Source organism: Kitasatospora sp. NPDC056273, from assembly GCF_042268845.1.
Taxonomy (GTDB): domain Bacteria; phylum Actinomycetota; class Actinomycetes; order Streptomycetales; family Streptomycetaceae; genus Kitasatospora.
Window position 1 is genome coordinate 1 of sequence record NZ_JBHJSJ010000088.1, and the last position, 26313, is coordinate 26313.

Annotated in this window: 21 protein-coding genes; 6 read left to right on the forward strand and 15 right to left on the reverse strand. The window is 76.8% G+C overall.

The genetic code is table 11. From position 1 onward, the window contains the following. The first annotated feature begins 98 nt into the window (after positions 1–98). Complete coding sequence (locus ACFCY1_RS39310; RefSeq protein WP_375877627.1) at positions 99–464, forward strand: nuclear transport factor 2 family protein; 366 nt, start codon at positions 99–101, stop codon at positions 462–464. An 18-nt stretch (positions 465–482) separates the two neighbouring features. On the opposite strand, the gene ACFCY1_RS39315 is transcribed toward ACFCY1_RS39310, so the two are convergent. The 12 genes from ACFCY1_RS39315 to ACFCY1_RS39370 form a co-directional block, all read right to left on the reverse strand. Next, a complete protein-coding gene (locus tag ACFCY1_RS39315; RefSeq protein WP_375877628.1) occupies positions 483–2147 on the reverse strand; it encodes a thiopeptide-type bacteriocin biosynthesis protein in 1665 nt (554 codons plus the stop codon). Positions 2148–2181: 34 nt separating this feature from the next. Next, the gene (locus ACFCY1_RS39320; protein ID WP_375877629.1) at positions 2182–4056 is read right to left on the reverse strand and encodes a TOMM precursor leader peptide-binding protein; all 1875 of its coding nucleotides are present in this window, start codon (positions 4054–4056) and stop codon (positions 2182–2184) included. Beyond that, positions 4053–5726, reverse strand: coding sequence for a hypothetical protein (locus ACFCY1_RS39325; protein ID WP_375877630.1), 1674 nt, complete (start codon positions 5724–5726; stop codon positions 4053–4055). Before ACFCY1_RS39325 ends, ACFCY1_RS39320 begins: the two co-directional genes overlap by 4 nt. Further along, positions 5723–6964: a hypothetical protein gene (locus ACFCY1_RS39330; protein WP_375877631.1), complete on the reverse strand. Its 1242-nt coding sequence runs from the start codon at positions 6962–6964 to the stop codon at positions 5723–5725. The genes ACFCY1_RS39325 and ACFCY1_RS39330 overlap by 4 nt, the downstream gene beginning before the upstream one ends. Then, the gene (locus tag ACFCY1_RS39335) at positions 6957–9659 is read right to left on the reverse strand and encodes a lantibiotic dehydratase (protein WP_375877632.1); all 2703 of its coding nucleotides are present in this window, start codon (positions 9657–9659) and stop codon (positions 6957–6959) included. Before ACFCY1_RS39335 ends, ACFCY1_RS39330 begins: the two co-directional genes overlap by 8 nt. 191 nt (positions 9660–9850) lie before the next feature. Next, on the reverse strand, positions 9851–10048 hold the full coding sequence (locus ACFCY1_RS39340; protein WP_049656540.1) for a thiazolylpeptide-type bacteriocin: 198 nt from the start codon (positions 10046–10048) through the stop codon (positions 9851–9853). A gap of 581 nt (positions 10049–10629) precedes the next feature. After that, a complete protein-coding gene (gene lanL, locus ACFCY1_RS39345) occupies positions 10630–13230 on the reverse strand; it encodes a class IV lanthionine synthetase LanL (RefSeq protein WP_375877633.1) in 2601 nt (866 codons plus the stop codon). Positions 13231–13285: 55 nt separating this feature from the next. Further along, positions 13286–13453 (reverse strand): SflA family class IV lanthipeptide, encoded by a 168-nt coding sequence (locus ACFCY1_RS39350; RefSeq protein ID WP_198959379.1) that lies wholly within the window; start codon positions 13451–13453, stop codon positions 13286–13288. Positions 13454–13630: 177 nt separating this feature from the next. Further along, on the reverse strand, positions 13631–14542 hold the full coding sequence (locus tag ACFCY1_RS39355; protein WP_375877634.1) for a squalene/phytoene synthase family protein: 912 nt from the start codon (positions 14540–14542) through the stop codon (positions 13631–13633). Between the two features lie 137 nt (positions 14543–14679). Further along, positions 14680–15204 carry a hypothetical protein gene (locus ACFCY1_RS39360; RefSeq protein ID WP_375877635.1) on the reverse strand — a complete coding sequence of 175 codons (525 nt, stop codon included), beginning with the start codon at positions 15202–15204 and terminating at the stop codon, positions 14680–14682. Positions 15205–15358: 154 nt separating this feature from the next. Then, positions 15359–16597, reverse strand: a complete 1239-nt coding sequence (locus ACFCY1_RS39365; RefSeq protein ID WP_375877636.1) for a styrene monooxygenase/indole monooxygenase family protein — start codon at positions 16595–16597, stop codon at positions 15359–15361. Positions 16598–16768: 171 nt separating this feature from the next. Beyond that, positions 16769–17425 carry a helix-turn-helix domain-containing protein gene (locus ACFCY1_RS39370; protein WP_375877637.1) on the reverse strand — a complete coding sequence of 219 codons (657 nt, stop codon included), beginning with the start codon at positions 17423–17425 and terminating at the stop codon, positions 16769–16771. Positions 17426–17624: 199 nt separating this feature from the next. Here ACFCY1_RS39370 and ACFCY1_RS39375 point away from each other — a divergent pair, with 199 nt between their 5' ends. Then, positions 17625–18413: an aminotransferase class IV gene (locus ACFCY1_RS39375; protein ID WP_375877638.1), complete on the forward strand. Its 789-nt coding sequence runs from the start codon at positions 17625–17627 to the stop codon at positions 18411–18413. Between the two features lie 45 nt (positions 18414–18458). Here the strand turns inward: ACFCY1_RS39375 and ACFCY1_RS39380 are convergent, their stop codons facing one another. Continuing rightward, complete coding sequence (locus ACFCY1_RS39380) at positions 18459–19631, reverse strand: MFS transporter (RefSeq protein ID WP_375877639.1); 1173 nt, start codon at positions 19629–19631, stop codon at positions 18459–18461. Between the two features lie 222 nt (positions 19632–19853). Here ACFCY1_RS39380 and ACFCY1_RS39385 point away from each other — a divergent pair, with 222 nt between their 5' ends. Continuing rightward, positions 19854–21218 (forward strand): FAD-dependent oxidoreductase, encoded by a 1365-nt coding sequence (locus ACFCY1_RS39385; RefSeq protein ID WP_049657544.1) that lies wholly within the window; start codon positions 19854–19856, stop codon positions 21216–21218. A 154-nt stretch (positions 21219–21372) separates the two neighbouring features. Here the strand turns inward: ACFCY1_RS39385 and ACFCY1_RS39390 are convergent, their stop codons facing one another. Then, a complete protein-coding gene (locus ACFCY1_RS39390; RefSeq protein WP_375877640.1) occupies positions 21373–21990 on the reverse strand; it encodes a TetR-like C-terminal domain-containing protein in 618 nt (205 codons plus the stop codon). Between the two features lie 329 nt (positions 21991–22319). On the opposite strand from ACFCY1_RS39390, the gene ACFCY1_RS39395 reads away from it, so the two are divergent. Then, complete coding sequence (locus tag ACFCY1_RS39395; protein ID WP_049657541.1) at positions 22320–22535, forward strand: hypothetical protein; 216 nt, start codon at positions 22320–22322, stop codon at positions 22533–22535. 104 nt (positions 22536–22639) lie between these two features. Here ACFCY1_RS39395 and ACFCY1_RS39400 read toward each other — a convergent pair whose 3' ends face one another. Further along, the gene (locus ACFCY1_RS39400) at positions 22640–24697 is read right to left on the reverse strand and encodes an ATP-binding protein (RefSeq protein ID WP_375877641.1); all 2058 of its coding nucleotides are present in this window, start codon (positions 24695–24697) and stop codon (positions 22640–22642) included. A 304-nt stretch (positions 24698–25001) separates the two neighbouring features. Between ACFCY1_RS39400 and ACFCY1_RS39405 the strand changes: the two genes are divergently transcribed. Further along, positions 25002–25394 carry a DUF302 domain-containing protein gene (locus ACFCY1_RS39405; protein WP_375877642.1) on the forward strand — a complete coding sequence of 131 codons (393 nt, stop codon included), beginning with the start codon at positions 25002–25004 and terminating at the stop codon, positions 25392–25394. A gap of 10 nt (positions 25395–25404) precedes the next feature. After that, complete coding sequence (locus ACFCY1_RS39410) at positions 25405–26247, forward strand: universal stress protein (protein WP_375877643.1); 843 nt, start codon at positions 25405–25407, stop codon at positions 26245–26247. The last annotated feature ends 66 nt before the right edge of the window (positions 26248–26313 follow it).

A 26313-nucleotide genomic window follows, 5' to 3' on the forward strand; every position in this document is an offset into this window, starting at 1 on the left:
ACGGACGCGGCAATGACATGACAGCCACACCCGGCATCCCTGGGTGCCCTGATCTTACGAATGACCAGAACGATCCCACGAAGAAAGGTATGGATCGCATGAACGGCACCCCCGCGAGCGTCGTCGAGGCGGCGTTCCGCTGCTACCGGTCGCAGGACCGCGAGGCGGCCCTGCCGCTGTACGCCGAGGACTTCACCTTCACCAGCCCCCAGGACGACCGCTTCGACAAGGCCGCGTTCTTCGAGCGCTGCTTCCCCACCGCCCACCGGTTCACGGAGCAGCGGCTGCTGCGGGTGACGCCCGCCGACGAGGAACTCGTCTTCGCCTACTACGAGTACGAGCTGACCACGGGGGGCCGCTACCGCAACGTCGAGGCGATCACGGTCCGGGACGGGCTGATCCGGGAGGTCCAGGTCTTCTTCGGCGGTCGGCAACCGGCTCCGGGCACGCTCGCGACGCCGTGAACCGGCCGCTCCACCGGCCTACTTGATCGTCCGGGCGATCCCTGGCCGACCCAGGGGGAGGAGGTACTGGACGGGTTCGCCGAGGTCGTCGAGGCCGAGGATTTCGTGGGCCAGGTCGTCCTGGAGGCCGCCGAGGGGGGTGGTGCCGAGGCCGAAGGCGGCGGCGGTCAGGAGGAGGTTCTGGGTCAGGTGGCCGGCTTCGAGGAGGCCGAGGCGCAGGGCGCGCAGGCCGTAGCGGCGGCGGAGGTGGGCGAGGTCGAGGTGGACGGCGAGGACGGCGGGGGCCTGGTCGATGCCGATGGCGTCCGGGTCGTCGGCCGGGCGGGAGAGGTAGGAGGAGAGGGCCTTGAGGTCGTCGAGGGCGGGGGCCGGGCCGATCGGGCGCAGGCTGCGGTGCTCGGGGAGGCACTGGTAGGTGCCGGCGGGCAGACCGTCCACCGCGAGGGCGAGCAGGCGCAGCCGTACGGTGTGCAGGGCGCCCGCGCTGGGGTACGGGCGGTGGCCGGTGTCGGGGTTGGCGGCGTAGGCGGACCAGAGCAGGCCGCCGAGGGCGCCGGCGGTGAGCGGGCCGGTGAGCGGGCCGCGGGTGGAGTGGCGGGTGCGCAGGGCGTCGGCGAGGGTGACGGGCGGCAGCGGGTCGGCGGGCAGCGGGAGGTCGCCGGGGCGGGGGTGCGGAGCCGGGTGGTGCGGCAGGTCGCGCAGGGCGGTGTCCTCGGGGCGGCCGATCTGGAACTTGCTGCGTTCCAGGTACTGGTGGTCCGGGGCGTGGTGGTCGGCGGGGAAGAAGGTGAACGGCTGCCCGGTCTCCAGCAGGGTGCGGGCGGCGAGGCGGCAGACCGCCCGCTCCTCGTCGGGGCCGACGCCGAGCCGGTTGAACAGCATGTGCAGCTGGGAGGCCCAGACCCAGGAGAGGCGCTCCTCGGCGTCGGCGGGTACGGCATCGATGGGGACGGCCGCCCGCATCCGGGCGGCGGCCTCGGCGACCCGCGCCGCCCAATCGGCGAGCCAGGGTGCGGCCGTACCGGCGTCCAGCGCCGTGCGCAGGGCCCGGGCGCGGTGGGCCAGCGCGGTGCGCTGCCGGGCGAACACGGTGTTGACCCGGACGTGCACGGCGGCCCCGGGCAGCGGCTGGAACTCGGTGACCCAGCGCCAGGAGGCGGCGTGGCGGCGCAGCCAGCGGGAGGCGGCGAGTTCGTCGAGGCCCAGGGCGTGGGCGGTGGTGTGGGCGAGGTCGAGGGCGAGCGGCAGCCGGTCCCCGGGGGCCTCGCGGAGGGCGTCCAGGGCGGCGAGGGCGGTGCGGGTGGAGTGGGTGAACACCTCCTCGGCGATCGGCAGCAGGGCCGCGCCGCCGTAGCGCTCGGTCTCGGGCTGGTACGGGACCTCCGTGACCTCGCCGTGTCCGCCCGCGAAAGGGCCGTCGGGCGGGGTGCGGCGGGCGGCGCGGCGGGTGAGCTCGATGGCGAGATCGGTCAGGTGGGCGGGCGCCGGGCCCGGGCCGCGGAGGCGGATGCGCAGGTGGGGGCCGCCCTCGCCGTAGCGGATGAAGAACCAGTCGGTGCCAGCGAGCCCGGCCATCAGCGGGGCGAGGTCCTCGGTGAGGAAGGCGTCGGCCTCGGGGGCGGTCAGCGGCAGCGCGAGGTGCAGGCTGTGCCAGCGGGCGGCTGGCGGCGCTTGGGTGGTCATCGCGGTCCTTCCGGGCGGCTACGGGAACGGGCGGCTACGGGAACGGGTGCGGGTGGAGCGGGAGTTCGTCGTGCCGCAGGGGCGCCGGGGTGCGGCCGAGGCGGTACGGGACCTCCAGGAGGCGGGGCAGGCCCCGGGTGCGGCGGTTGGCGTGGCCGAAGGTCATCGGCAGGGTGCCGGGGACGACGACCTTGGCGCAGTGCAGGCCCAGCCGGTCGCGGACGCCGGGTTCGTCCTGGGTGACCGCCAGGACCTCCAGGCCCTCCCCCGCCAGCCGGGCGACGGTCCGCTCCAGCAGCGCGGTGAGGTCGCCGACCGGTGCGGGGGCGCCGGGCCACCGCTCGGTCCAGGGCACCGGGGGCGGGCCGGCGAAGAGGAAGTCGAGGCGGGGCTGCGCCTCGGGCAGGGCGTTGAGGCCGACGTGGTCGTCCAGGGTGACGACCAGGTCGGGGCGGTCCAGCATCGGCCGCAGCCGCAGCGGGTCGCGCGGCCCGCCCGGGGCGGTGGCGCGGTGCGGCGCCTCCTGGACGTTGGTGACCACCTCGGCGACGGCGGAGCGGATCGCCGCCAGCGGGTCGTGGTGGGCTCCGGCGGCCAGGAAGGTGCGCGGGGCGTCGGGGTGGTCGCCGCGGTGGCGGCAGAGGGCGAGCACGGCGGGGATGCCGAGGTCGTTGGTGGCGTCGAGCAGGGTGAGACGGTAGCCGAACAGCCGGGCGCGGTCGGCGAGTTCCGCGATCCGCGAGTCCTCGGTGGGGACGGCGACGCCGGGCAGCGGGGTGCGGGCGTACCAGGCCATCAGGAAGGCGTCGCGCTCGGCGACCTCGAACAGGCCGTAGAGCGCGGCCTCCTGGGGGCTGTTGCCGAGTCCGCAGCCGTTCGAGGACTCGTAGACCACCCGGGGGCGGTCGCGCCCGGGCACATCCCAGTAGGCGACGTGCTCCGGGACGGCGACCGGGCGGCGGTGGGTGAGCGACCAGCCGTGCACCCAGTCGAGTACCAGCTCGGGGGTGTACGGGACGGTGGCCACGGCGGGGTGCCCCGGCGGGGCGTCGTCGGGCAGGCCGAGCCGGGCCGGGTCGAGGACGGCTCCGGGCCCGCGCTCGGCGACCAGGTCGGCGTACGAGGCCCGCAGGGCGGTGCGGCGCCCGAGCGGCCGCATGCCCGCGTACCGCTCCACCGCCTCGAACAGCGCGACGCGTTCGCTGGCGCGGAAGTCCGCCGCCCGCCCGTAGCCGCCGTCGTCCAGCGCCCGGCCGTCCGTCACCCAGGCGGTGGTGAGGGCGAAGGCCGAGTCCTCGGTGCGGAACAGCCGGCGGACCGGGCCGAACCGCTCGTCGTACAGTTCGGCCCTCAACTGCCTCGCTTCCGTACGGTCGTTGGGGCCGCGCAGGACGGCCGGGTCGGGCAGTGGGCGGGGGGTGGCGGGCAGTCGGGCGGCCTCGGGGGTGTCGGCGGGCAGCGGGTGGCAGACCTCGCAGCCGCCGACCGGGCGGACCCGGTGGGTGGACCAGGTGGCCCGGCCGCCGTGCACCACGTGGACGGTGGCGACGGAATCGGTGCTCTCGGCGGCCAGGTCGGCGGCGAGGGCGGTCACCGCCTCGGCGAAGGCCGGGGTGCCGGTGCCGCCGAGCGCCAGGGCCGGGCTCTGCCAGGGCACCCGGCCGCCGGCGGTGGCGAGCCGCTGGACCTCGGTGCAGCTCAGGCAGGCGGGCGCCCCGGGGTGGAGGACCGGCCCGACCACCGTCAGCGCGCCGTCCTCGCGCACCGGCACCAGGCATACGGGGTGTGCCAGGGCGTGGCGGCTGAGCTGCTCGGCCAGGCCGAGGGTCCACTCCGCGAGGTGGACGACGGCGGTGCCGCCGGTGGCGGCCAGGGCCTCGGCCGGGGTGAGCACCGGCAGCCCGTTCATGGGCGGCCCTCCCCGGTGACGAGGGCGGTGAACCCGCAGCCGTCCAGGGCGGCGGCGAACGGGCGGGCCCCGGGGGTGGCGGGCTGCCAGCGGGTCGTCCGCAGGCCGGTGAGCCGGACCAGGGCGGCGTGCAGGTCCGGTTCCCGGTCGGCGACGTCGGCGAGCCAGTGGTCGGCCCAGCCGGGGTCCGCCCAGGCGGCCGGGGTGCGCCCGGCGGCGGCGAGCGGGGCGGCGGCGCCGGAGAGGGCGGCGTGGTGGGCGGCGGCGAGGCCGCCGTCCCGGGCCAGCAGGCGGGTGAGGGCGGCCAGGGCGGCGTGGGCGACCGCGTCGGCGGGGGTCGCCTCGACCGCCCTGGCCCCCTCTGCCTGCGCCAGGTACGCCTGCTCGGAGGCCAGTTGACGCACCGTCAGATCCGGTGCGCGACCGAGCCGGCGGGCCAGGGCTCCGTACCAGTGCCCGGCCTGCGGGTGCTCCCGCCAGGCGGACTCCGGCACCGGGCGGTCGCCCCGGAGCGGCCGGCCGAGGACGGCCCAGCGCAGGGCCCGGCCGAGCGCGTGGGACGGGTCGACGCCGACCACCGGTACAGCTCCCCCGCCCACCGCCGCCAGGTGCAGTTCGACGGACCGGCAGGCGGCGGCCAGCCGGGCGAGGTCCGTCCGCACCGCACCGGCCGCCAGCGGGCCGGACGGGGTGCCGCAGGAGACCAGGGCCACGGGCAGCTGCGGGAGCTCGCCCGGGGACGGCGCGTCCAGCACGCCCAGCCGGGCGTCGCCGAGGGCGTCCACCCGGCGCAGCGCCTCGGCAAGGTCTCCGGGCGGCGCGGCGACGGCCCCGGGGCCCGCCGCCCACGGGTGGTAGTCGGCGCGCGGCGGACGGGCCTCGGCGATCAGGACGGCGGGACGCCCGGCGAGCAGCCGGGGGTCCTCGGCCGGCTCGCCCGGGTCCGGCAGGCCGGCGACGGCGCAGAGCAGCCGCTGGGCGCCGGCGGCGGCGAGCAGCGCGAGGAAAACGGGCGGGGGCGCGGCACCGGGAGCGGGGGCGGCGGCGGGGCCCAGCCGGGCGGCGAGCGCCGTGGCGTCCGCCCGGACCCGGGCCGGATCGGCGGGCTCGGTGACGAAGCCGCCGTCCGCGCCGCACTGCACCGCGACCGCCACCGCACGGCCCGACGGACCGTCCGCCGCGGCCACCACCCGGCCGGGCGGTAGCCCGGGCTCGGCGACCACCGCCGGGGCCGCCGTCCCGCCCCGGGCGAGGGCGCGCGCCACCGCGCGGGCCGACGGGCCGTCCGGGTCGGCGGCCGCCACCACCGGACGGGCGGCCGCCAGGGCCGCCACCGCGCCGCCGGGATCGTCCGCCACCGAGCCGGGCCAGGGCGGCAGGCGCTCCCCGTCCGGGTGGTCCACGAGCAGGCCGTGCTCGCGCAGCCGGGCGGTGACGGTGGCCAGCGCGGCCGCCACCTTCGGCTCGACGGCGGCGTCGGCGGCCGCGCCGGCGGCCTCCGCGTCCGGCCCGAGCCGGGCGGCGAGCACCTGCCACAGCGCCGGGAGCGCCCGGCTGCCCTCCAGGGTGAGGCTGGTGTCGCGGCCGCGCAGGTGCAGCCCCTCGCGCAGCGGGGTCACCGCCACCCCGGGGCGCAGCCGGGGCCGGTGGGTCTCCGGTTCGGCCGTCATGCCGCCCCCTCCAAGCGCGTCCGGTCCATGCGCGTCCCCTCCATGTACGTCCCGTCGGTGCGCGTCCCGTCCGTGCCCGCCTGGCCGGCCCCGGCCGCCGCCGGGGCGCCGAGGAGCGCCTGCCAGCGGTGCCCGGTCAGCTCGGGCACACTGCGCACCAGCAGGTGGGCGGCGAGGTAGCGCTCCAGCGGGCGGACGTCGCAGATGGCGAGCAGCCGGTACAGGCCGTTGGTGCCGGTCCGGTTGATCAGGTAGTCCGGGCGGTGCCACATCGCGCCATCGGGGTCGCTGCGGTGCAGCAGCCGGTGGAACTCGCTGTAGCGGGTGCGCAGTTCGGCGTTCCAGCGTTCGGCGGTGGCCCGGTCCCCGAGGGCCTCGGCGCGCTCCCGGTACGCGGCGTGGCGGCCGCCGAGGTCGGCTCCGGCCGCCAGCCGCCGCTCGGCGAGGCTCCAGGCGTTCGCCGACCAGTGCGCCCAGTCCCGCTCCCAGTCGCGCGCCCCGCCTTCGGTGATCCGGCCCACCAGCGCCGTGACCGCCCGGCCGGTGCGCTCCCAGCGGCGCTCGAAGCCGGCCCGCAGGCTGCCGTCCGGGTCCTCGTGGACCAGGAAGTCCTCCAGGTGCGAGAGCACCGAGTAGTGCGCGCCGACCAGCCCGTCCGGGTGCGCGGTGGCGTGCGCGGCGAGCGCCGTCACCACCAGCTGCACCCGCGCCTGCGGCGTGTCGCCGTGCGCGCCGAGGAAGCGGCAGGCCGAATCCAGGGCGGGCAGGCCGGTCCGTAGCAACTCCTCGCGCAGCTCGGCGGATTCGGCGCCGATCAGGGACCGCAGGGCGTGTTCGGCGGACCGGTCGACGGGCGCCGCGGCGACGGTGTTGTCCGGCACCAGCGGCCCGTACGGCGGCGCGACCAGCTCGGCCCGTCCGGCGGCGGCGGCCTCGGCGAGCAGTTGCTCGTCCGAGCGGTCGGCGACGGAGGGGTGGGCGGCCGCCCACGCCCGCAGCGCCTCGGCGGACCGCCGCGCCGCCCCGGACACCCGCGCCTCGGGGCCGCGCAGCCGCAGCCGCAGGTGCGGACCGAACCGCCAGTGCCGCTCGACGTGGGCGGCCAGCCCCTCGGCCGCCGCCCGCCGGGCCAGCGGCAGGACGGCTTCGCGCAGCGCGCGGGCCTTGTCGGGCCGGTAGTGGTACAGGACCACGTCCCAGGCGGTCACGGCCCCCTGACCGTCGGCCGGGTCACTCATCGGGCGCCTCCTCGGCGATGGCGGTACGAGCGGTCCGGACGGCTCGGGCGGTCCGGACGGAGTCGCGGGCAGCGGCCCCCGCCACGCTGTCCCGGCCGGGCCGGTAGGTCTCCACCACGAGTTCCACGGCCCGGGTCGGCTCCCGCTGCCCCGCGATGCCCGGCAGGGCCTCCTCCAGTACCGCGCCGTGCGGGTGCCGGGTGAGCCACTTGGCGAGGTGGCGCAGGTGCAGCGGGTTGCCGAGGTCGACGGGCTGGGGCTTGGGGGCGCGCAGGTGGGCGACGAAGGCGTCGGCGGGTGTGCCCGTGCCGTCGGCGGTGGCCGGTGCGGGGTGGAGGAAGAGCTGTTCGGGCAGGCCGAGCCGGGCCCGCCAGCGGGCGACGGTCGCGGCCGGGACCCCGTCGGGGCCCTGGTCGGCGGCGAGTTCGGCCCGCAGGGCGTCGAGCACCCCGGCCGGTAGCTGCCAGCGGCGGCGGGCGAGGACGACGTGCCGGTGGCGCAGCCGCGGGGTGCGCAGCACGCTGCCGCCGGGCGCGGCGAGGGTGGTGCGCGGCAGCAGCGGGCGGAAGTCGACGACCCCGTTGGGGTGGTCGGCAAGCAGTGGGCCGAGCCGCCGGGGCAGCATGACCGGCGCGAGGAAGCCCAGGTAGAGGACGTCGAGCAGTTCGCCGGTGCCGCGCAGCCGTAGCCGGAGCTGGTCGTCGGCCGGGTCGTGGACGAGGTCGAGGTCGGCCTCGGCGAGGCCGGTCCACCGCCGGTCGGGGCCGATCTCGTCGGCGAGCAGCCGGGGGTGGAGGTTGGCGTTGAAGCCGCCGACCGGCCGGACCTGGGCGGCGCGGGCGCCGGCGCCGAGCCCGGAGCGGAGCTGCCGGGCGACCTCGGCGGCGGCCCGCGGGGGCAGGCCGTCGAGGAACCGGCTGGTGAAGCGCCCCCAGCCGCCGTAGACGTGGTTGACGCACACCAGGCCGTCCACGGGGTCGCGTTGGAGGAACCAGGAGTAACTGAGCGGCCGGGCCGCGGTCCAGTGGGGCAGCCGGGCGGCCAGGGCGCGGACCCGCTCGGCGGGGAGCACGAGTTCGCCGTCCAGCTCCGGGAGGTGGGCGAACTCCTGCCGCAGCAGGGCCAGTTCGTCCGGCAGGCCGGTATCCGCCCAGGCGTCCGCCGCGTCGGCGCCGAAGTCCCAGGGCGCGTCGCACACCCCGCCGACGCCGTAGCGGGCGACGAAGCGGTCCCGGGCGGCTCGGCGCATCAGGTGGCCGTGGTCGAACAGCTCGGCGAGCGCGGTGAGTTCGGCGAGCACCGTACGGTCGGCCGCGCTCAGTCGGGGGCACGGCGCGGCCGGCGTGTGGACGTCCTCGCTGAGGACGCTGAGCGGCGCGGCCTTGTCCGGCACCGGCCGTCCGGCGTCGGCCAGCAGTCGCCGCCAGTGGTCGGCGAGGGAGGCCAGCAGGGCGGGGCGGTGCTCGCCCGGGGTCGCCACCAACGAGCCTGTTGCCAGGTCGAGTTGGTCGAGCCGTTCGGCCAGTGCGGCGTCCTCCGGCCACTGCCGCAGCCAGTCGGCCAGGCTGCGGAGCGGCCGCCGGTCCTGCGGGTCGACCGGCTCGGCGGGCACCAGCAGCCGGGCCGTCAGGAGCCGGCCCACGAAGCGGTGCGCGGCCGGGTCGTCGCCGGGGCGGCCGAGGGCCTCGGCGAGCCGGGCGGCGAGCCGGTCCGGCCGGTCCGGGGTGGCCGCGAGCGAGGCGAGCAGGGCCAGTTCGGGCCGGGCCGCGAGCTCGACCTCCTCCTCCCGGGTGACGAGGTAGCGCCCGCCCGCGAACACCACCTCAGCGCGGGCGTAGCGGGCGCGGCCGTCGGCGACCCGGGCGGCGCTGGTCATCCGGTGCGGCAGCGTACGGCTGCGGCGGGGGTCGTCGAGCAGGGCCTGGACGAGCGCGGCGACCAGCGCCCGGTTCTCCCGGACGACCGCGCGCGGGCCGTCCGCCGTTTCCTCCGCCTCCGCGTCCTCCGCCGTCACGTCGGACGTCCAGCCGACGGCGGTGAACCAGGAGAGCGGGCTGGTCTTGGCGGTCGCCCGCAGGGCGTGCCGCAGGACGGCCGCCTCCTCCTTCCGGGCCCGGCCGCGCGGCTCCCCGGTCGCGCCCGCCGTGTGGGCCACCGCGCGCAGCAGGTCGGCGCTGCTGAGGGCGACGGCCCGGGTGAAGGCCGGCTCCCGGCAGATGCCCGCGAGGGAGGCCCGTTCGGCGGCCAGGGCGGGCGGGACGGCATCGGCGAGCGCGGCCAGCAGCCGGGCCCGCAGCCGTCGCAGCTCCAGCCACTCGGCGAGTCGGGGGACGCGGCGCGGCAGGTCGCCGAGCCGGTCGAGCAGCGCCGCCCGCGGCGGGCGCCCGTTGTGCAGGTCGCGGCGGAGCGGCAGCACGACGCGGCGGTGGAACTCCTCGTCGTGCCCGGCCCGGCTGGCGTACAGGTCGTCGCAGAGGGCCGACCGCAGGGCTTCGGCCGCGGCCTCGGCGGCGGTGAGGCCGCCCAGCAGCGCCCGGGCGCCCGCCGAGTCGGCGGACTGGGCGGGCCGGGCGAGGACGGTGGAGCGCACCAGGGCGTGGCGCGCGGTGTACGCGGCCGGGGCCGGTGCGGGTGCGTTCACGGGCGAGGGCGAGGGCACGCGGGCGTCCCGGGGCAGGGCGGTTCGGTTGGGCATGGCGGTTCCCTCCGACGGGGCCTGGCGGCGCGTCTCGTGGGACTGGTCGGCTGCGGCGACCGGGACGGGCCTGGGTACGCGGGACGAACCCGACGCGTCCGGGTGGACGCGCCGGGTTCCGTCCTGGTGCGCTGGCTCCGGCCCCGGAAGGCCTGGCCGGCAGGCCCGGCGTACAACCGGACCCTAGGACGTCAGGCGGTCGGCACGTCCGGCAGCTGCGGCTGCGCGCAGGAGGACGAGCCCTGGCAGGAGCAGGAGCCCCAGGACGCGCCGTTCTCCGGCAGCGCGACGGTGTCGCGCAGCGAGGTGACGGTCAGCTCGCTGAGGTCGAGGTCCTGAAGGTCGAGGCCCTCGGTGGCAGCGGTACGGGACGTGGTGGTGTCGGACATGGCGAACTCCCTCGGATGGGCAGGCGGGCCGGTCGGACCGGAAAGGTGTGCCTGCGAGCGGGTGCTGCGGAATGTGCCGGGTCCCCCGTGGGTGCGCCGCACTCGGGCCGCTCGGACCCGGGCTTCGCGCCGCCCGAGAACGAATCTAGGCACCCGGCGGCGCCCGGCGGTACGGCCGATCGGCACCTTGGCCGGGAGCCCGTACCCCGTCGGCTCAAGACCGGTCCGGCTCAAGCGGCACTCCAGCGGCCCCCCACGGGCCCCCGACCGCGGCCCGGCCCGGGCGCGACCGGCGCCGGCTCCGCGCGGCGTCCGTCCGTCCTGTTTCCGGTCCGCGGACTCGTCGGCGGGGCTCGCCGGGGAGGACCGGCCGTGCGACGACACGGGTGGGATCAACGGCCCACGGCGCGATCGACACCCGTGGTCGGGGCGTGCTCGTACGCAACCCGGCCCAGGACGTCCTGCGGGGCTTCTCGACCGGTCCTGGATCCCGCGTCGAGCGGCGCTCGTTCAACGGCATGCGGAAGCCCGGCCGGGGGCGGGACGTGGGCCTGCCTTCGGACTCGCGCCCCCGGGGCCGCTCAGTGCAGCGGCAGCAGCCCCGGGACCGGGCCGCCCCGCCGGGCCAGGCGGCGCAGGAAGGTGGTGACGCCGGGGGTGCCGACCGCCCAGGCCCGGGCCTCCGTGTCCGGTCGGCGGCCGGGCAGCAGCGGCCGGTTCGGCGTGCCGCCCGCCCGCGTGAGGACCAGCTCCGCCACCTCCTGGGCGGCGGCCCAGTGCCGGGCCTCGCCGGTGGCCACCGCGAGGTCGACGCAGAGGTCCCCGACGCCCGCGAGGCCGCAGCAGCGGAAGACCTGCGCGGTCCTCGGGGCGAGCGTCCGGCAGGTGTCGGCGGCGTCGGCGGCCAGCGCCGTCAGCGCGTCGTCGCCGTACTGCCGGCCGGCCTGGACCAGCAGGGTGCCGAGCCCGGCCAGCCCCCGGCACCAGGAGAGGTAGCGGCGGGTCGCCCCGGGTGCGCGGGCGGCGGCGATGATGCCGGGGAGGTCGGCCGCGAGGCCGTCCACGATCTCCCGGGCGGTGCGCCGGGACGCCTCGTCGGGCATCGCGAGCAGGAAGTGGGCGACGCCCGCGCGGCCGTGCGCGAAGCCCTCCGCGAGGGCGGCGGTGCCGGGGTTGGGCTCCTCCCCGAGGTCGTCCAGCGGACGGCCGACCAGTTCGGCGGCGCAGTCGGCCGCCGCCGCCCGGTGCGCTCCCGTCTCCGGGCCGAGCCCGACGAGCCCGGCGAGCAGCAGGTGCCCGGTGCCGATCCCGGCCGTCCCCGCGATCTGGTCGACGCCCGTGCCCTCGTACCGGCGGGGCGCCGGGGGCTGGGTGCCCAGCGCGGCGGCCGCCTCGGCGAGGAACAGGTCGACGCCCGTACGGCCCTGGTGGAGCGAGCCGTCCAGGTGGTCGAGGGCCGGGTGGGCGGCCGTCCAGGCGGCCAGGTCGGCGGCGGCGGAGCGGGCGTCCGGGCGGTCCGGGTGCTGGAGGAGTTCGAGGCCGAGGCCGGCGGCGCCGTCGTACAGCGAGAGCAGGGTCCGGGGCCGCTCGGCGCCCGGGTCGGCGGCGAGCAGCTCGCGGGCCATCCGGACGCAGGTGGTGACGGTGTGGTCGAGCGCGCCGTCCAGGACGCTCCGCCGGGTCTCCGCGTTCCACCGGGCGTGGCGGGCCCGCCGGGTCGGCACCGTCCCCTCCCGCAGCCGGGCCGCCGTGGCCGCACGCCTCGCCGGGTCGAGGCTCAGCAGGCCCTCGACGAGTTCCGCGGCCGGGTGCCCGGGCTCCGGGAGGGCGGCGCGCAGGCAGGCCAGGGTGCGGTCGCGGTTGGTCGCCGGGTCGGGGTCGATCACCACCGGGTCGAGGCCGGTGAGGGCGTGGTGCAGGGTGGCGCCCAGCGCGTAGTGGTCCTCGGTGGGGTCCTCTCCGGTGGCGCCGGGCAGGCCGTACCCGGCGGTGGCGCCCGGCGGGCGGTCGCCGTCCAGGGCGCTCACACCGAAGTCGACCAGCGCGGGCCGGCCGTCCCGGTCGAGCACGACGTTCGCGGGCTTGAGGTCGCAGACCACCACGCCGCGCGCGTGCACCGCGTCCAGCACCCGCAGCAACGCGCGCGCCAGCGTCCACCAGTCCCGCCCGCCCGCGCCGTCCGCAGAATCCGCGCCACCCGCAGAGGCCACGCCACCCGCCTCGGCGCCGTACGGGCCGGCGGTGAGCACCTCGCGGCGCAGGTCGGTCCGCCCGCAGGCGGTGCTGACCAGGTACTCGTCGGTGCCGTGCCGGAAGTAGTCGACCAGCGCGGGCACTCCGGGGACCCCGGCCAGCGCGTCGAGCACCCGGCGCTCGTGCCGCAGCCGGCCGCGCGCGTCGGTGCCCGCGCCGTCCTCGGCGACGAAGGCCCGGGCCTGCTTGACCACCACCTCGCGCCCGGTGGCGAGGTGGACCGCGCGGTAGACGTGGCCGCTCGGCGCGCGGGTGATGCCGGCGGTGATCCGGTAGCGGCCGTCGCCGACCCGGGTGGTCGCCGGGCGGGCGGGGGCGCCGGGCGCCTCGAACGGGTCGCTCGCCCAGGGCGGTCGGCGGTAGCGGGCCTCGGCGAGGCCGGGGAACAGCGCGCCGTCCGGGCCGGCCATGCCGGCCTGGGCCTCGTCGTCGGTGACCCGGAACGGACCGTAGCGGTAGTGCACCGGGGCGTCCGGCCGCACCCGGCGGTCGCTGACCACGGCGGGGCCCTCCCGGCCGGCCAGCGCCTGTGCCAACTCCAGTCCCAGGGCGCGGACTTCCTCGGGCCGGGGGTAGACCGTGACGGCCTTGCCCACGGCGGCGGCGCCGTGCCGGCCGCTGTTGAGCTCCCACAGCGCGGCCGTGCTCACCGCGAACTTCACGTCGCAGACCCGGCCGAGCAGGATCGGGAGCGCCGTGTCCAGCAACGCTTCGAAGCCGTCCGGGCGGGCGGAGAGGTGCAGCTTCCAGCCGTGGGCGAGCTCCGGCATCCGAGGGTCCCGGAGGTACCACCACTGGCCGTCGGTGCGCAGCGGGCGGTGCGGGCCGGGCGCGCGGGCGGCCAACTGCTCGGCCCTGCTGCCCAGTTGTGCCCGCAGTGCGTCCTCGTGCGCGGCCTCGGCGGAGCCGGGGTCGGGCGGTGCGCTCATGGTTCCGTCCTCCCCCGGTCCGCCGTGGTCCGCCGTTCGTTCGGATCCGGGTGGATCAGGCGTTGAACTCACAGGGGAAGCGGGTCGGGACGTAGGTCACCCACGGCTCGCCCAGGCAGGCGGCGGGCGCGAGGTCGGCGTCGAACTCGTCCTCGAAGACGATGGCGTCCTCGTCGATCTCCAGCGGGCCGGCGTCGCGGATGTCGGTCAGCAGGGCACTCATGGGGGTCCTCCCAATCATTCAGGTGGTTGGGTCCTGCGTGCTGAGCGGGCTCATGCTAGCCAGGCCACCCGACCCGGGACAGGGAGCTGACGGACCCGCCGGATCGACTACGACAAAGGGAGGTTCCGTTTGTGGACGCCGGCTCCCGCCCGCGCCCACCGGGACGACACGAGCCGGTCAGCCGCGCAGGCGCCGGGCCCGGAGGTACTCGCGGGCCAGCAGGCGCAGCGCGGCGGGCTTCGCCGGGCCCGCCGAACGGCGCAGCAGGGCGCCGAGGTCGGCGCGGGCGGCGGCGCTGGTGAGCTCCTCCACGCCGACGATGCAGCGGACCATCGGGCGGTGGGCGGGCGGCACCCGGTCGATCACGGCCCGGCCCTCGGCGAGGCTGCGGTCGGCCCGGTCCAGCAGGGCGGCGAGCAGGGCCCGTACGGCGGGCAGGTCGCGGGCCTGTTCCAGGTCGGCGCGGGTGACGCCGTGCTCCCGGAGGGTCTGCTCGGGGATGGTCAGCCGGCCCTCGGCGAGGTCCTCGGCGAGGTCGTTGACGAAGTCGAGCCGCTGGCTGCCGTCGATGAAGGTGCGGCAGGCGGCGCGGTAGTCGCCCTGGTCCCCGTCCGGACCGAGCAGGGCGGCGACCACCATGAAGCCGGGCAGCGAGTACCCGTCGATGTAGGCCTGGTGGTCCTCCTCGGTGGCGAACCCGGTGAAGTCCAGGTCGGCCCCGGTCGCGGCGAGGAAGTCCAGCACCCGGTCCCGCAGCACGGGGTGGGCGGCGACGCTGTTCAGCAGCGCGCGCAGCTCGGGGTCGTCGGTGCGGCCCGCGGCGAGGCTGTCGGTGACCAGCCGCTGCCAGCGGGCGGAAGCCGCCCGGCGTTCGGCGAGCGGGCCGCTGTCGAGCAGGGTGTCGGTGCGGTGCATGAAGGCGGCGGCGGCGATCACGTGTGGGACCGTCCGGGCGGGCAGCAGCAGGTCGGCGGCGAGCGCGACCTCCCGCTTGTACCGGGCGACCTGCTCCCGCTGCCGGCCGTAGTCGGCCCGCAGCCCGGCCTCCCGCACCCCGGCCGCGTCCAGCGCCCGCTCCCACCTGCCCACTCGGTCCACCCCATCGTTTGTTCGACGGGGGTCGAGCGTAGCCGGTGGGAGCGGGAGGACCTATTCGGGCTCCCGGGGCCGTGCGGTCCCGGACCGCGGCCCCCGCGGCGCCGGACCGCGGGGCCCAGGGGCGCCGGTCAGCGCTGGCGGATCGCGGAGAATCCGCAGGCCGGGGTGCAGAGGGTGACGATGCCGCTGTAGCGGTGGGTGGTACGGCCCCGGGTGACGCTGTGCACGGTGTGCTTCTCGCGCAGGTTGAGCTCCCGGCAGCGCGGGCAGGCGGCACCGACCGGCTGGCCCCACGGGCGGTTCGGGTTGAGCTTGGCGATCGAGACGACCATCAGCACGGCGGCCACGCCCGCGCCGCCGAAGCCGACCACCCGCCACACGCCGTTCCCGGACTCCCGACGGTCGATCATCTCGTCGTACGAGTAGGTGCCCCCGCCGCCGCGGCTGGACCATATCCGGCACTCGCTGTGCCGGGTCATGGTCTTGCCGTCGCAGGTCGGCGGGGTGTCCGGGTCCGCCTTGCCGACCACCAGGGCCAGGAAGAAGCCGAGTGCGATCAGCAGGCCGAACAGGACCACGGCGACGGTCCGGCTGCGCCCGGTGTGCAGCCGTTTGCGCTCGTTGTACGCCGTATCGATCACTGTCTGGGCCATGTTGCCCCCGTCGACCGCCACTGGCTCTCCTCCTGGTGTCCGCTTCGCCCGCCCGGCCCGTGGTACCGGGCCGGAGGCGCCCCTCGGGTGGGGGCGAGAAGAACCCACCACGAAGGGCGTTTGCTTGTACGGAACTTGGGAAGAACTTGACCTTTCAGTCCTCCGCCGCGACCGAGGCCAGGTAGGCCTCCGCCCTGGCCGGGTCGAAGTACCACTCCTCCAGGTCCGCCGGGTCGTCGAAGGCGTTGGCGAACCGGTGGGCCACGGCGGGCAGCGAACCCCCCGCCCCGAGGATCCGGAGGACGTGCGGGGGCGGCGGGGCGAGCAGCTCGTTGCTCCAGGTGGTGGAGGGGGCGGCGGTTCGCCAGAACCCGTCGAAGGCCGCCTGCTGGAAGGCCCGGTCGAAGGGCCTGTCGCCGTGGGCGAGGATCGCCGCCAGGTAGCCGGCGGCGCACTTGGCGGCGTTGTTGGAGCCCTGGCCCGCGATCGGGTCGTTGAGGACGACCACGTCCGCGACGCCCAGCACCGTGCCACCGCCGGGCAGTTCGCCGATCGGACGGCGCACCCCCGGGGCGAAGCGCCCGGCCAGCGTCGCTCCGGCGTCGGTGAGTTCGACGCCGGCGCGGGTGCGGTCGTACTCCCAAGGTGTGAAGGCCTTCATCAACTCCAGTGTCACCCGCAGGTGTTCGGCGGGATCGCGGATCCCGTCGAAGGCGTCCGCCGGGCCGCCGGGAATCGCCTCCCAGACCATGGCGTCGCACGGGCCGGCCTCGGTCAGCGCCGGCACCAGGAAGAGCTCGCCGACGCCCGGCACCAGGTTGCAGCGCACCGCCGGGTAGTCGTGCTCGGGGCGCGGACCGAGCCCGTGCACATAGCTGGCCGCCAGCGCGCGCTGCGGCCGCTCGTACGGGGAGCGCTCGTGGTCGCGCTCGAACAGCGAGGCCAGCGCGCCCTTTCCGGAGGCGACCAGCACCAGGTCGTACGAGCCGGCCAGGTTCTGCAGGTCGGCCGCGGTCACCTGGCGCAGCTCCACCCGGCCGCCGCGCTCCGCGAACAGCTCCAGCCAGGTGGACATCTTCAGCCGCTGGTCGACGGACTGCGCGTAGGCGTCCAGCCGCCCGACCCAGTCGACCGCCCGCTCCGCCTCCGGCCCGGCGACCGACACCCCGAGGCCCTCGATCCGGGGCGCCCGGTCGGCCCACAGGTCCAGGCCGAGGGCCCGCTCGGTGCGCAGCGCGGAGTCGAACATGCACTGGCTGGACATCACCCGACCGCCGCGCACCTCCTCCGGGCCGCGGTCGGTCAGCACGGTCACGTCGTAGCCGTGCGCCTGTAGCCCCAGGGCCAGTTGGAGTCCGGCCTGCCCTGCGCCGACGATCAGAACTCTGCGCATCGCCCCTGCTCTCCTGGTGGTACGTCCCGGACGGCGGCCCGGACGGACCGGCCGTCTCCGGCCTGCTTACCAGTCATCGGGGCCGCCCGTCCACGGGCCGTACCGGCCTTCGCTCCCGACCCGTACGGACGCTCGCCACCGACCCGTACCGGCGCCCGGTCCCGCCCCGCCTCACCCCGTGACCAGCCGCCGGCCGCTGACCTCCTCCGGGCGGATCCGCACCCAGCGCGGCCGCGCCCCGCCCGCCCAGGGGGCCGCGCCGGGCAGCCCGGCCAGCCGGTCGAGCTCGGCGGGGTCGTCCACGTAGTGCGCCGGGCCGAGGGCGAGCACGCTCCAGCCGCGCCCGAGGTACTCGTCGATGTGGTCGACCTGGAAGGAGACCGCGGCCCCCTCCACCGGGGCGGCGGCGTCGTGCTCGCCGGTGCGGTAGGCGAAGGAGCCCTGGTCCACCACGTAGTTGACCGGCAGCACCACCGGCCCCGGCTCGACCGGCAGGGCGATCCGGCCGATGCCGTGGCCGCCGACCAGCTGCCAGCACTCCGGCTCGGTGAGGTCGAGCAGCCGGGGGCGCGGGCCGGGGCCGCCCTGGCCGGGCGCGGCGTCGGCACGGCCGGACCGCAGCTCGCCCGGGGTGGTGTCGAGGGCGGCGGCGATCCGGACGAAGCCCGCCGGGTCGAAGCCGGGCCCGGCCTCCAGCAGGCACCGCAGGTAGCGGGGGGCCATCGCGGCCCGGTTGGCCAGGGCCTCCTCGCTGAGGCCCAGCTGCTCGCGCCGTTCGGCGATCCGACGGGCGACGGCGGCGGGGTCGGGGTCGGGGGTGTCGTTCACGGTGGTGACTCCTCGGCTGGCCGGGGGCCGTCTGGCCGCGTCCGGGCGTTGACCAGGGCGGATCCATCCAAGCGCCCGGCCCCCGGCAAGTCGAGCAACGGCCCGGCCCCGTGCGTGTCGGTCCGCGCCCCCGGGCCGCCGGTTCCCCCGGAGCGGAAACCCGGGGCCGGACGGGCCCCGCTGTGGAAGCATGGCGCGAGTGCTGACCATAGAGATCAACGGCCGCCGGGCGGACGCGGAGAGCGTGTACCGGGTGGCGACGCGGAACTTCGGGCACTTCACCTCGATGCAGGTGCGCGACGGGGCGGTCCGCGGCCTGGACCTGCACCTGGAGCGGCTGGAGACGGCGTCGCGCGCGCTGTTCGGCGAGGGGATCGCGTGCGACGGCGGAACGATCCGGGGGCTGATCGGGCGGGCGCTCGGCGCGGACCGTGACGCGTCGGTCCGGGTGACCGTCACCGCGCGGCTCGGCGACCCCGCCTCGCCCGACGTCATGGTGGCCGTCACCGACCCCGTCCCCGACGCGCCCCAACCCGCGCCGCGCGTCCGCACGGTGACGTACGAACGCGAACTGCCCCACGTCAAGCACCTCGCGACGATGGGCCTGAGCTACCAGCCTCTCCAGGCCCGGGCCGCGGGCTTCGACGACGTCCTGTTCGTCGGGCGGGACGGGCGCCTGAGCGAGGGCTCGATCTGGAACGTCGCCTTCTGGGACGGCCGGCAGGTCGTCTGGCCGGAGGCGGAGGTGCTGCCCGGCATCACGATGCAGCTGCTGCGGCGCGGTCTGACCCGGCTCGGGCTGCCCTGGGAGGTCCGGCCCCTGACCGCCGCCGACCTGCCGGGCCTGGGCGCCGCCGCGGCGACCAACTCGATCTGCCCCTGCCAACCGCTGGCCGCCATCGACGGCACCTCCTTCCCCGCCGACGGGGGCGCCCTGGCCGAAGCCCTCGCCGCCGCCTGGGCCGTGATCCCCTGGGAAGCGGTCTGAGCGCACCGGCCCGTCCGGCCCCGCGGGAGTGAGGTCCGGAACCGGCTACCCCTTGGTCCTCCGGTCGCGCCAGGCCGGGGCGAGCGCGGCGAGCATCACCGCCGCGGTGAGCACGAACGCCCACGGGTAGCCCGTCGCGCCCGCGACCGCGCCGAAGGCGACAGCGCCGACGCCCATGCCCCCGTCGAAGGCGACGTTCCACAGCGCCGTCACGGTGCCGTACCCGGCGGGCGGCACCCGGGCGTACATCAGCGTCAGCGTCGCGTTCTGCGCGACGCCGAAGCCCGCGCCGAACACCGTGGCCCCGGCCACCACGGCGACCGGGCTGCCCGTCGAGGCCAGCAGCAGCACCCCGCCGGCGCAGACCAGCAGGGCGGGCAGCACCAGCCCGGACGCGCCCCGCCGGTCCCCGTACCGCCCGGCCAGCCAGCGGGTCGCCGTCGCGGCCGCGGGCTGGACCAGCAGCGCCGCCGCGACGGCGGCGGCGGACGGCACGGCCAGCGGCAGGAAGGTGACCAGGATCCCGGCCGCCAGCGCCGTCGCGCCGAACACCACGGCCGGGCGCAGCAGCGCGCCGCTGCGCAGCCCCTCCCGCAGGCCCACCGTCGGCCCGTCGGCCCGGGTGCGGTCCGGCAGCGCCGGGACGGAGACGACGGCGGCCAGCGGCGCCGCCGCGCCGATCGCGAACACCCAGCCCCAGCCGACGTGTTGGGCCAGCCAGACACCGAGTGGCTGACCGGCCAGGGCGGTCAGCCCGGAGACCAGCCCGACCAGGGCGAGCCCCTCGCCGCGCCGTTCGGCCGGGATCAGCGCGGCGGTCAGCGCCCCGCCCGCGACCAGCGCGACGGCGAAGCCGAGCCCGCGCAGCAGGCAGACCGCGACCACGGCCGCCATGCCGCCGGTCCAGGCGAGCGCCAGGGTGGGCGCGCCCAGCAGCACCAGCCCGGCCGCCAGCACCCAGCGGTGGCCGAACCTCGCGGTCAGCGACGGGGTGGCCAGCTCGCCGACCACGGTGGCGAACATCAGCGCGCCGGTGGCCAGACCCGCCGCGTGCTCGCCGCCGCCGGACTCCTGGGCGTACAGCGGGACGGCGGAGAGCAGCAGGTTGAACCCGGTGGTGCAGCCGAAGAGGGAGACGAGGCGCACCAGCAGCGCCCACGTCACCAGCGGCGGCCGGGCGCGGCCGGAACCCGCCGCGGAGGCGGTGGTGGTGGTCACCCGGCGACGCTACCGGCCCGCACGGGCCGCCGGTAGAGCCCCACCGAAGCCGCCGGGACACCGCCGGGACGCCGTCGGAGCCCCGGTCGGACCCGCGCCGAGGCCATAGGCCAGCCCTATGACCTCATAGATCATCACCACCTACTTCCCAGGTCATCCGTAGGGTTTGCTACAAAGGTTCAGACCACGTTTGCATCGCGCCCGACCGGAGGACCACTCGTCATGCCCCGCCCGATCCGAGTCGCGATCGTCGGAGCCGGCCCCGCCGGCATCTACGCCGCGGATGCCCTGCTGAAGTCCGACGCCGCCCAGGACCCCGGTGTCTCCATCGACCTGTTCGAGCGGATGCCCGCCCCGTTCGGTCTGATCCGCTACGGGGTCGCCCCCGACCACCCGCGCATCAAGGGCATCGTCACCGCCCTGCACCAGGTGCTCGACAAGCCCCAGGTCCGGCTGTTCGGCAACGTCGACTACCCGAACGACCTCGCCCTGGACGACCTGCACCGCTTCTACGACGCCGTGGTCTTCTCCACCGGCGCGATGGCCGACCGCGCCCTGGACATACCCGGCATCCACCTCGACGGCTCCTACGGCGCGGCCGACTTCGTCTCCTGGTACGACGGCCACCCGGACGTGCCCCGGACCTGGCCGCTGGAGGCCGAGAAGGTCGCCGTGCTCGGCGTCGGCAACGTCGCCCTGGACGTCGCCCGGGTCCTCGCCAAGACCGCCGACGAGTTGCTGCCCACCGAGATCCCGCCGAACGTCTACGAGGGCCTGCGGCGCAACCGGGCCGTCGAGGTGCACGTCTTCGGCCGCCGCGGCCCCGCCCAGGCCAAGTTCAGCCCGATGGAACTGCGTGAGCTGGACCACTCCCCCACCATCGAGGTGATCGTCGCCCCCGAGGACATCGAGTACGACGACGGCTCGATCGCCGAGCGCCGCGCGGTCAAGCACGTCGACCTGGTCGCCTCGACGCTGGAGAACTGGGCGATCCGCGACGTCGGCGACCGCCCGCACCGGGTGTACCTGCACTTCTTCGAGTCCCCGGTCGAGGTGCTCGGCGAGGACGGCAAGGTGGTCGGCCTGCGCACCGAGCGCACCGAGCTGGACGGCACCGGCAACGTGCGCGGCACCGGCGCCTTCACCGACTGGGACGTCCAGTCGGTCTACCGCGCGGTCGGCTACTACTCCGACGAGCTGCCCAAGCTGCCCTTCGACCCGGCCTCGGGCACCGTCCCGCACCAGGCCGGACGGGTCCTGGACGGCGACGGCTCGCACCGCACCGCCACGTACGTCACCGGCTGGATCAAGCGCGGCCCGGTCGGCCTGATCGGCCACACCAAGGGCGACGCCAACGAGACCGTCGCCTGCCTGCTGGACGACCACGCGGCCGACCGCCTGCCCGGCGCCGTCGAGCCGGAGCCGGCGGCCGTCGAGGAGCACCTGCGCGCGCAGGGCGTCCGCTTCACCACCTGGGACGGCTGGAAGCTGCTGGACGCCCACGAGCGCGCGCTCGGCGAGGCCGAGCAGCGCGAGCGGGTCAAGGTCGTCGAGCGCGAGTCCATGCTCCGCCACAGCGGGGCCTGAGCCGCGGCGGGCCCGGGCGCCTGAGCCCGGGCCTGGCGCGGACCGCCACCGCCGCCGCCGAATCCCACGGGAATTCCGTCCGGAACACAGGAACACGCCCGTGGGATTCCGCCGGCGGCGCGCGGATTTCCCGGCGTACCCGGGAGCACCCCCGTCAGGGGCGGACGATCGGCAGCAGCAGCTCGTCCACGATCTCCGCCGGATCGAGCTGCGTCGCCTCCCCGCCGCACATCTTGATCCGGTACAGCATCAGCGCCGGCACCAGGTCGGTGACCAGCGGGGTGACCGCCCCGGGGCGGACCTCGCCGCGCGTGGTGCCGCGGTCCAGCACCTCGGCGAGCAGCGCCGTCGTCGGCTCGACCACCCGCTCCAGCACGATCTCCACGAAGGCGTGCGCCCGCTGGTGGTCGAGCTCGTTCATGATGGCCCGCACCGCGGCGCCCAGCTCGCTGACCATCGCCGCCCGCAGCCGGGTCACCACCTCCAGCAGGTCCCCGCGCAGGCTGCCGGTGTCGGGGGCCGGGCCGGAGGGCGGCAGGCTGGCCCGCAGCGCGTCCATGACCAGCTCCTCCTTGGAGGACCAGCGGCGGTAGAGCGCGGCCTTGCCGGTCTGGGCGGCGGCGGCCACCCCCTCCATGGTGAGCCGGGCGTAGCCGTCGGTGGTGAGCTGTTGGAGGACCGCCTCGTAGATGGCGCTCTCCAGCGCCTCGCCGCGCCGCCGCAGCGGGGCGCCCGTCACCGGTCCGTGTCCGGTATCCGTCTCAGCGGTCATGGTTGCGCACCTTCTTCAATCGCCTTTCCTCGATCCCCGTCGCTCCCCGCATTCGCCCGCGGATCTCCAGGAAATCCCTGGTCGGCCGCGCGCACGGTGAAGCATTTCGTATATCACGGACATCGCGGGGGGCCACTGTCGATGTTAGTGAACGAACCCGTTCCCGCCGACGCCGCATAACAGAATTTCGATCATGCGTTCGATCCGATGGAGTTCCCGCACGTCGGGACCGGGACAGGACCGTGGCCTCATGCGGCTGGGGCGGGACGGGCGGTGGCATGGGGGTGCGGGTTGAAGCGGACCGCCTGCGGAACCCCGTGGAGGACCCCATGACCGACAGAACGGCCAACACCGCGCTGATGGCCGCCGGCGTCGCCGCGGTCTTCGCCGCGGTGAGCATCGCCGCCGCCCTCCGGGCGTGCAAGTGCCCGGTCCGGGGCGGCGAGAGCGCCTCGGAGACGGGACGGAGCCACCGTCCCGGCCCCGGCAGCAGCTCTTCCCCCGGCAGCCACCCCCACGGCTGCACTCCCCCCAACTGCCACTGACCCCCTCGTCCTCCCCTTCCTCGGAAGCACCGATCCCGCCCCCGGCCGTCACCCGTCGCGCCGGGGGCCTCTTCGTTGGCCCCGGGCCGGGAAGGACCAGCCCCTCAGCCGCTCGCGGGCCTGCGCGGGAGCACCGCGTGCACCCGGGTGCCGCGCCGCAGGGCGTCCACGGTGCAGCTGCCGCCGATCTCCGCGGCCCGCTCCGACATCGACTGCAGCCCCACCCCCGGGTGCACCGGGAGCCCGTGGTCCGGGCCCCGCCCGTCGTCCTCGACCTCGAGTTCCAGGTGCCCGGCGTCCACCCGCACGGACACCGTGGCGCTGCTCGCCCGGGCGTGGCGCACCACGTTGTTGAGCGCCTCCGCGGTGATCCGGTAGACCGCGACCTCGACGGCGGCGGGCAGCGCCGGCAGCGGGTCGGGCTCCAGCCGGGTGGCGACGGCGAGGTCCGGGCCGCTGAAGGTCTCGGCGAGCCGGCCGAGCGCACTGGACAGGCCGTAGTCGCCCAGCGCCGTGGGCCCGAGCCGGTCGGTGATCCGCCGGACCTCCCGGACCGCCGTGGCGAGGTCGTCCGCGACCCGGTCCAGCACGCCGGAGAAGAGCGCCGGGTCGTCCACCGCGGCGGCGGCCTGGAGGCGCAGCCGCAGCCCGGCCAGCAGCGGGCCGAGGCCGTCGTGGATGTCCCGGCGCAGCTGGCGCCGCTCCTCCTCGCGGGCGGCGACGATCCGCTCGCGGCTGGCCCGCAGGTCCGCCATCAGCTGGAGCGAGGCGACGGCGGGCGCGGCCTGGTCGGCGAGCGAGCGCAGGATGTCACGGTCGCTGTCGTCGAGCGCCCGCTGCCCCGGGCGCGGGGCGACGGCGAGCCGTCCGATCCGCTCCCCGCGGTGCACCAGCGGGAAGCCCTCGCCGCCGCCGGTGAGCTCCCCGACGGCCGCCAGCGACCGTTCGCCGCTCCGCGTGGAGACGGTCAACTCCACGCCGGGGAGCAGCAGTTCCTCACTGACGGTGCGGCACAGCACGGCCGGCACCTCCTGCGGGTCGACGGTCTGGCTGACCCTCCCGGCGAGGCTGCGCAACACCTGGTACGGCTGGGCGCGCGAGCCGTAGTACCAGCGGTCGACGACGCCGGAGGCCCAGCGCACGCCCCGGGGCAGGCCGGTCGCGAGCAGGAAGACCGCGGCGACCACCACCAGCGCCCCGAGACCGGTCCCGGGCATCAGCATGGTGGAGAGCAGGCAGGCCACCACCACGAAGGCCACGGCCAGCCCGGCGGCCACCAGCAGGCCGGTCAGCACCCGCCGGGCGGCCCGGTCGAGCCGCCAGGACCCGTCCCGGACCACCACGGCGGCCAGGGTGAGCGTCCACAGCGCCGAGGTGACCGCGAACGCGGTGTACGCGGCCGTGCCCTGGTCGAAGTAGTAGCCGAGTTCGGCCCCGCCCCACAGCAGGTACACCCCGAGGCCGATCAGGACGTTCTGCCGGCGCCGCCGGGACGCCCCGCGGATCCGCGCGAGCGGGACGAGCACCACCAGGACGGTCAGCGCGACGTACACGACGAGCTGGGTGTCGAGCATCCGGTCGTTGAAGCCCTGCAGCAGGTGCGCGAGGCCGCTGCCCGCGAACGGGTTGGGCCGGCCGAACACGGTCGGCTCGGAGACGTAGTAGCTCGCCGGGGGCAGCCGCCACAGCGCCACGGCGCCGATCGCGAACCACCACCGCCTGCTCGGCAGCGTCCCGAACGGCAGCCACAGCGGCAGCGCGTGCCACAGGGCTCCGCTGACGGTGTCGCACAGCGAGGACAGCACCACCACCGCCCCGACCATGCGCGGGTCGCCCCCCTCGACCCAGATCGGGGCCTCGGCCGCGACCGGGAGGATCGTCGCCGCCCCGTACACGAGCAGCACCCAGCCGAGCTGGCTCCCCGGCCGGTGGGCGTGCAGCAGTACTCCACCGGCGACGGCGGCGAGGCCGTACCCGAGCACCGCCAGGTCGTGGGTGGGCACCGAGACCCCGGGCGCGCCGAGGTGGCTCAGCACGTACCCGACCCACAGCCCGCCGGCCACCACGCAGACGAGCGCGCACAGCCCGGCCGCGGCCAGTTGTCGCTCCGCAGGACCGGACCGAGGCCGCCACCAGGCTCTTCGCACGCTCTCCGCAGCCATGAGTCCGCCCCTTCGTCGTCGGGCTCCCGCATATCCCTGAAGTCTGCTCCACCCGTTGTCCCGGGTGCATGAGGCAGCGGCCCCCCGCCGGCCCCCGTGACAGCCGGAGGGCCTCGGCGGCGTCCGCCTGACGGACCGTGCGCGGGCCCGGCGGTCCTGCCGACCCGCGCCGCCACCGCACGGCGGTCCTCGCCGTGCGTCACCACCGGCACCGCCGCGGCTCGGCCCCGGGAGGCGGCGGGCGCGGCGCCCGCCGATACTGGGGCCGCGACCTCCCAGGCCACCCGACACCCCCGGAGGAACCATGGACTACGGTCTCGGCGTACGGCTCGACCGGCCGTTCGCACAGGCGGTGGAGGCGGTCACCGCCGCGCTCAAGGAGCAGGGCTTCGGCGTCCTGACCACCATCGACGTCCGGACGACGCTGCGCGAGAAGATCGGCGCGGAGGTCGAGGACTACCTGATCCTCGGCGCCTGCAACCCCGCCCTCGCCCACCGCGCGCTCCAGGCCGACCGCCGGATCGGGCTGCTGCTGCCCTGCAACGTGGTGGTCCGGACGGACGGCGACGCCACGGTGGTGGAGGCCGTCGACCCGCAGACGATGGTCGCCCTGGCCGGGTCCGGGGGCGGGCTGGGCGAGGTCGCGGACGAGGCGGCGCGGCGGCTGAACGCCGCCCTGGACACGCTGCGCGGATGAGGAGCAGACCATGACCGCACCCGTCGTCGCCGGATTCGACGGCTCGCCCGAGAGCCTCGCCGCCACCGAGTGGGCCGCCCGGGAGGCGCGGCGCCGCGGCTGCCCGCTGGACCTCCTGGAGGCCTGGCCCTGGCCGCACCGGGACGTGGTCGGCAGCGAGGAGACGTACCGCGACGCCCTGGACCGGCTGGAGCTGCGGGCGCGGGAGCTGCGCCCGCTGGCCGGCGACGGGCCGGTCACCTCGGCGATCGTCCCGACCGACCCGGCCGAGGCGCTGGAGGCCGTCGGCACGTCGGCCGCCCTGCTCGTCCTGGGCTCGCGCGGGCTGGGCGCGGTGCGCGGCTTCCTGGTCGGCTCGGTGAGCCAGGAGGTGCTGCGCCGGGCGGGCTGCCCGGTGGTGCTGGTCCGGGCCGAGGCGGAGGAGTCGGAGGGCCCGGTGCTGGTGGGCCTGGACCTCGCCCATCCGATGGACGACGTGCTGGCCTTCGCCTTCGACGCGGCCGCCCGGCGCCGGGCGCCGCTGCGGGTGGTGCACGTCTGGTCGCCGCCGGTCTCCAGCCAGTACACGGCACTCGAGGCCGTCGGCGGGCTGGGCGAACTCGCCTCCGTCGACCGGGCCCGGTTCGCCGAGCAGGTGACCCCCTGGCGGGAGCGCCACCCCGAGGTGGCGGTGACCGCCGACCTGATCCAGGGAAGCGCCTCCGTCGCCCTGGTGGACGCGGCGGCCGGAGCCCGGCTGCTCGTCGTCGGCCGCCGCGTCCGCCGCACCCTCCTCGGCGCCCACCTCGGCCCGGTCGCGCACGCCGCGATCCACCACGTCCGGTGCCCGGTCGCCCTCGTCCCGCACGGCTGACCGGGGCGGTGCCCGCCGGCGGCGGGGCCGGGAACGGCGCGGGCCGGCGCACCCGTCGTCGGGTGC

Excerpts from the sequence above, each read along its gene's own strand:
- ACFCY1_RS39310 (WP_375877627.1), top strand. The coding sequence starts at position 99 with ATGAACGGCACCCCCGCGAGCGTCGTCGAGGCGGCGTTCCGCTGCTAC.
- ACFCY1_RS39315 (WP_375877628.1), bottom strand. The coding sequence starts at position 2,147 with ATGACCACCCAAGCGCCGCCAGCCGCCCGCTGGCACAGCCTGCACCTC.
- ACFCY1_RS39320 (WP_375877629.1), bottom strand. The coding sequence starts at position 4,056 with ATGAACGGGCTGCCGGTGCTCACCCCGGCCGAGGCCCTGGCCGCCACC.
- ACFCY1_RS39325 (WP_375877630.1), bottom strand. The coding sequence starts at position 5,726 with ATGACGGCCGAACCGGAGACCCACCGGCCCCGGCTGCGCCCCGGGGTG.
- ACFCY1_RS39330 (WP_375877631.1), bottom strand. The coding sequence starts at position 6,964 with ATGAGTGACCCGGCCGACGGTCAGGGGGCCGTGACCGCCTGGGACGTG.
- ACFCY1_RS39335 (WP_375877632.1), bottom strand. The coding sequence starts at position 9,659 with ATGCCCAACCGAACCGCCCTGCCCCGGGACGCCCGCGTGCCCTCGCCC.
- ACFCY1_RS39340 (WP_049656540.1), bottom strand. The coding sequence starts at position 10,048 with ATGTCCGACACCACCACGTCCCGTACCGCTGCCACCGAGGGCCTCGAC.
- lanL (WP_375877633.1), bottom strand. The coding sequence starts at position 13,230 with ATGAGCGCACCGCCCGACCCCGGCTCCGCCGAGGCCGCGCACGAGGAC.
- ACFCY1_RS39350 (WP_198959379.1), bottom strand. The coding sequence starts at position 13,453 with ATGAGTGCCCTGCTGACCGACATCCGCGACGCCGGCCCGCTGGAGATC.
- ACFCY1_RS39360 (WP_375877635.1), bottom strand. The coding sequence starts at position 15,204 with ATGGCCCAGACAGTGATCGATACGGCGTACAACGAGCGCAAACGGCTG.
- ACFCY1_RS39365 (WP_375877636.1), bottom strand. The coding sequence starts at position 16,597 with ATGCGCAGAGTTCTGATCGTCGGCGCAGGGCAGGCCGGACTCCAACTG.
- ACFCY1_RS39385 (WP_049657544.1), top strand. The coding sequence starts at position 19,854 with ATGCCCCGCCCGATCCGAGTCGCGATCGTCGGAGCCGGCCCCGCCGGC.
- ACFCY1_RS39390 (WP_375877640.1), bottom strand. The coding sequence starts at position 21,990 with ATGACCGCTGAGACGGATACCGGACACGGACCGGTGACGGGCGCCCCG.
- ACFCY1_RS39395 (WP_049657541.1), top strand. The coding sequence starts at position 22,320 with ATGACCGACAGAACGGCCAACACCGCGCTGATGGCCGCCGGCGTCGCC.
- ACFCY1_RS39400 (WP_375877641.1), bottom strand. The coding sequence starts at position 24,697 with ATGGCTGCGGAGAGCGTGCGAAGAGCCTGGTGGCGGCCTCGGTCCGGT.
- ACFCY1_RS39405 (WP_375877642.1), top strand. The coding sequence starts at position 25,002 with ATGGACTACGGTCTCGGCGTACGGCTCGACCGGCCGTTCGCACAGGCG.
- ACFCY1_RS39410 (WP_375877643.1), top strand. The coding sequence starts at position 25,405 with ATGACCGCACCCGTCGTCGCCGGATTCGACGGCTCGCCCGAGAGCCTC.